The following is a 5,003-nucleotide window of genomic DNA, read 5'->3' as shown; positions in this document are numbered from 1 at the left end:
GCCGTACGCCGCTTCTTCACGCTCGCCACTCCAGGCGCCCGCCGCCTCGCCACCCAACTCGCCGCCATCCCGTTCGAGTTCGACCTGGTGGAGCAGCTGCGGCGCAAGGTCATGCCCGAGACCGGCCCCGACCACCTCGCCGAGATCCTCATGGGCGGACTGATCGACTGGGACAGCGGCGGCGAGGGCCGGCCCGAGTTCGCCGACGGCGTGCGCGAGGCGCTGCTCGCGTCCACCACCCGCACCCAACTCGCCCGCACCGTCAGCGTGGTGGGCGAACTGCCGGCCGCCGGCGAGCGGGGTGTCGCGCTGCGCGCCGCCCTGCGCGACCCGGTCGGCACCACGCTGCCCGACCCCGCCGAGGACGGCTGGGTACGCAGCGAACTCGCCGTGATGCGCGCCCTGTCCGGACCGTACTCCGAACGGGCGAACCGCATCCAGCCCGACCCGTCCCGGCACCCGCCCCACGGGGCCGAACGGGTGGACGACGAGCCGGGGACGCCACACCAAGGGGTGAACCACCCCGACGGCGGCGACTCACCCGACGACCAAGCAGGCAGTCATCCAGCGTCCGACCGTACCGACGCGTCTGGAGAACATCCCTTGCCGAGCCCGGTGACCGACACCCGATCCGAAGCCCCGGAGGCTGAGCCGCTCATGCAGAGCACCACGACCGCAACGCCGGCCCTTCTGGTGAACGTTCCGCTCCGGAACACCTCGTTCGTCGGCCGCCAGACGTTGCTGAGGGCCGTGGAGGAGCAGCTCGGCGCCCAGGACACCGCGGCCGTCCTGCCGCACGCCCTGCACGGCCTCGGCGGGGTCGGCAAGTCCCAGCTGGCGCTCGAGTACATCTACACCCACCAGCACGAGTACAAGGTCATCTGCTGGATCCCCGCCGAACGGGAAAGCCTCATCCTGGCCGCGCTGGCCCACCTCGCCGACGCGCTCGGCGTCGCCCCCTCGGGCCACGATTCCGCGGGCGCCCCCGCCGCCAACGCCGCCGTGCCCGCCGTACTGGAGGCCCTGCGCACCGGGAACCCGTACCGCAACTGGCTGCTGGTGTTCGACAACGCCGAGGACGTCGACGCGGTACGCCGGTACTTCCCGGCCAACGGCCCCGGCAAGGTCATCGTCACCTCCCGCAACCGCGCCTGGGAACGCGTCGCCACGCCCCTCCCGGTGAACGTCTTCGACCGTGAGGAGTCCATCGAGCTGCTCCAGAAGCGCTCGCCCGACCTCAGCACCGAGGACGCCGACCGGCTCGCCGAGGCCCTCGGCGACCTGCCGCTGGCCGTGGAGCAGGCGGGCGCCTGGCGCGCGGTCACCGGCATGCTCGTGGACGAGTACCTCGACCTGCTCGCCCGGCGCAGCCCGGAGATCCTGGAACTCGACCCGGCCCCCGACTACCCGGTGTCCGTCGCCGCCGCCTGGGACATCTCCCTGGAGCGCATCCGGGAGAACAACCCCGGTGCCCGGCAGCTCCTCGACATCTGCGCCAGCATGGCCCCCGAGCCCATCCCGCGGGCCATGCTGCGCGGCAGCCGCGGCGTCAACATCACGCCCGAGGTCGACCCGCTGCTGCGCGAGTCCATCAAACTGAACCGCGCGGTGCGCGACCTGAGCCAGTTCTCCCTGGTGAAGGTCGACCCCAGGTCCGACACCCTGCAGATGCACCGCCTGCTGCAGACGGTGCTCCTCGCGAAACTCGACCGCGAGCAGCACGAACGCATGCGCGACGCCGCCCACCAGCTGCTGTCGGCCGCCAAGCCCGGCAGCTACGCGTCGTCGCTCGAATGGCGCTCCTACCAGATGCTGCTGCCCCACATCCTGGCCTCCCAGGCGGTGACCAGCACCGACACCTACGTACGCGAACTGGTCTACGACACGGCCCTGTTCCTGTACTACTGGGGCGACCACGAGGGCGCGGTCGACCTCGCCCGGCAGGCCTACAACGCGTGGCTCGCCGCCTCCGGCGAGGAGGACATCCACGTCATCCGCATCGCCAAGAGCCTGGCGTTCACCCTGCGCCAGGTCGGCCAGATCGCCGAGGCCATCCCGCTGACCGAGAAGGCCCTGGAGGTCTGCCGGCGGCTCGACGACCTCGACGCCGAGGACCTCATCGACTCGCTGTGCGAGATGGCCGACGCCCGCCGCTACCAGGGCCGGTTCGCCGAGGCGAGGGACCTGGGCAAGGAGGCCACCGAGCTGGCCCGGTCGCTGATGGGTCCCGACGACCCCATCACGCTGCGCGCCACCCACAGCTGGGCGGTCGACCTGCGGCTGTGCGGGCAGTTCCGCGAGGCGCTGGAGCTGGACCAGGAGAACGCCCGGATGCGCGAGCTGATGTTCGGCCCGGCCAGCTTCTTCACCCTCAACACCCTCAACGGTCTCGCCATCGACATGCGGGAGAGCGGTGACTACCCGGGCGCCCGCGACTTCCAGGACGACGTCCACCGGCGGGCGCGCACCGCGATGGGCGAGGAGCACCCGCTCACCCTGCGCGTGGCCCGCAACCTCGCCGTCTGCCTGCGGCGCGACGGGGCGCTCGACGAGGCCGTGAAGCTGTCCGAGGAGACCCTGCGGCGGTTCACCTCCCGCTACGGGCCCGTGCACGCCGACTCGCTGGCCACGGCGCTCAACCTCTCCGTGGACCGCCGACTCGCCGGTGATCTGGAGAAGTCCCGCGAGCTGGGCGAGGAGACGGCCCGCCGGTACGCGTCCCTGCTCGGCGACGACCACGCGTACACGCTGATGGCGAAGGCCAACGTGGCGGCGACGCTGCGGGCGCTCGGCGCGCTCGACCAGGCCCACGAGCACGAGGAGGAGGCGGCGACCCGGCTGACCGCCACGCTGGGCGCCGAGCACGTCACCACGCTGACGGTGGCCATCGGCCAGGCCAACACGGCGTACGCCCAGCTGGACTTCGACAAGGCGCACGCCATCGACTCGGCGAACCTGCCGCGGCTCACCGAGGCGGCCGGCGAGGAACACCCGCTGACCCTCGCCTGCACGGCGAACCTCTCGCTGGACCTGCGGGGGCTCGGCCGGGGCGCGGAGGCGGACGAACTCCAGCGCACGGCGGTGGAGGGCTTCACCCGCGTGGTGCGCACGGACCACCCCTGGCTGATGGCGGCACGTCAGCGCCGCCGCGTCGAGTGCGACATGGCGCCGATGCCGCTGTAGCGCTGCGCGCGGCGAAGGCAGGGTGCCGCTGTGGGGCGGCGCGCGGCGAAGGCCGCTGCCGCTGTGGCTGCGCGGTACCAGGGCCGGACGTCGCTGTAGCCTGCGCACGGTCGGGCCGGACGCCGCTCAGGGCGGCGCACGAGGAAGGCCGGGGCGGCACGCGGTGCCGCTCCGGCCTTCGGTGTGCCGGGGTGTGTCAGCTCATGTCGGGCACGGGAGCCGCGGTGTTGCCGCCCGGCTCGGGTGTCTGTTCCGGGGCGGCCGGGGGCTCGTACGATGTGCGGGTGCGCCGTTCGCGTGCGGCCAGGAGGTGCGTCAGGCGCAGCAGCGGCTGGGTGAGCAGGGTGGTGGCCAGGGCCATGAACACCAGCACCGTGTACAGCTGGGGGCTCAGCAGGCCCGCCTGCAGGCCGGCGTTGAGGGCGATCAGCTCGGTGAGGCCGCGGGCGCTCAGCAGGACGCCCACGATGCGCGCGTCGTGCCGGTCGAGACCGCCCAGCCGGGCCGCCACCGTACCGCTGCCGACCTTGGTGACCACCGCCAGCACCGTCACCACGAGCAGGGCCAGCCAGCTCCCTGCATCCATGCTGTTCAGCGCCACGGCCTGACCGGAGACGACGAAGAAGAACGGCAGCAGCAGTGAACTGACGTCGTGCAGCGGGCGCAGCAGATCCGGATCGAGGGTGCCGCCCGGCTCCCGGGGCGTGACCACCCCCGCCAGCAGCGCACCGAAGATCACATGCAGGCCCAGGGAATGCGTCACCCAGGCCGAGCCGAGGGCGAAGCCGATGAGCAGCGCCAGGCGCAGCGAGGGGTCCATCCGGGTGCACCACAGCAGCCGGCGCAGCAGCGGCCGCGCCGCGACCAGCATCAGCGCGACGAAACCGACGGCGAGCACCACGCGCCAGGGCCAACCGAGGGCCTGGTCGCCGCCGTTGTCCATCATCGCCCCGGCCAGCACCGTCCAGCAGACGACGTCGAGCAGTCCCGCGGCCGAGACCGCGACCACCCCGGGCACCGTCGGGGCGAGCCCGTTCTCCCGCACGATCGCCGTCAGTACCGGAACCGCCGTTATCGATAGGGCGATCCCGGCGAAGACCAGCACGCCGGGGGACGGCTCCCGCGGCATGCCGAGCTCGCTCAGCTGCTCGCGGAACAGCAGCGCACCGCCGCTGCCCACCGCCATCGGCACCACGAACGAGGCGAGCGCCACCGTCACCGTCGTACGCGCCCGGTCGCCCAGCAGCTTCAGATCCAGCTCGTAGCCCACCGCGAACAGAAACACCACCAGGGCGAACTGCGCGAACCCGGTCAGCGCCGTGTCGATCTCGCCGGGGAACAGCGCCTCGTACGCGCCGGGCGCCGCAGCGCCGAGGAGCGAGGGACCGAGCGCTATGCCCGCCGCCAGCTGGCCGACGATGTACGGCTGACCCAGCCGCCTGGCCGCCCAGCCCGCGGCGTGCGCGGCCACCAGGATCAGGGCCGAGGCACCCACGATGTGCGTGATCAGCGCGTCAGGGCTCATACGTCCCCCTCTCGTCCGGATGTCCGGTCCGACGGTAGGGTCGTCGCACAGGTGCGCGACCCTCAACTGTCCAAGAATATCCGTGATTTGACGGCGCATCGGCAGTCGTACACCACTCGGTCCCGGCTCATCGGGGGCAAGCGGCGGCGATCGTCGGCGCCAGGGGGAGCGGTGCGCCGTTCCCGGGGCGGCCGTCCGTCGACGGGCCGCCGGGGGCGGACGACGCGGCGGGGTTCTGGTACGAGGCGTGCGCCCCCGGTGCCTCGGCCGGCGGTCCGGGCGACCGCGTGTGCGG

Annotated in this window: 2 protein-coding genes; one reads left to right on the top strand and one right to left on the bottom strand. The window is 72.7% G+C overall.

Features of this window, described 5'->3' with window-relative positions; translation table 11 throughout:
• Positions 1 to 3,183 (top strand): FxSxx-COOH system tetratricopeptide repeat protein (gene fxsT / locus N4P33_RS32715; RefSeq protein WP_260830564.1); only part of this gene is annotated, 3,183 nt, incomplete at its 5' end.
• A 196-nt stretch (positions 3,184 to 3,379) separates the two neighbouring features.
• On the opposite strand, the gene N4P33_RS32710 is transcribed toward fxsT, so the two are convergent.
• A complete protein-coding gene (locus N4P33_RS32710; RefSeq protein WP_260830563.1) occupies positions 3,380 to 4,708 on the bottom strand; it encodes a cation:proton antiporter in 1,329 nt (442 codons plus the stop codon).
• Positions 4,709 to 5,003: the final 295 nt, after the last annotated feature.

It is taken from the genome of Streptomyces sp. 15-116A (assembly GCF_025290915.1).
In the GTDB taxonomy this organism is placed as follows: Bacteria; Actinomycetota; Actinomycetes; order Streptomycetales; family Streptomycetaceae; genus Streptomyces.
This window is presented reverse-complemented; position numbering and strand designations above follow the sequence as displayed.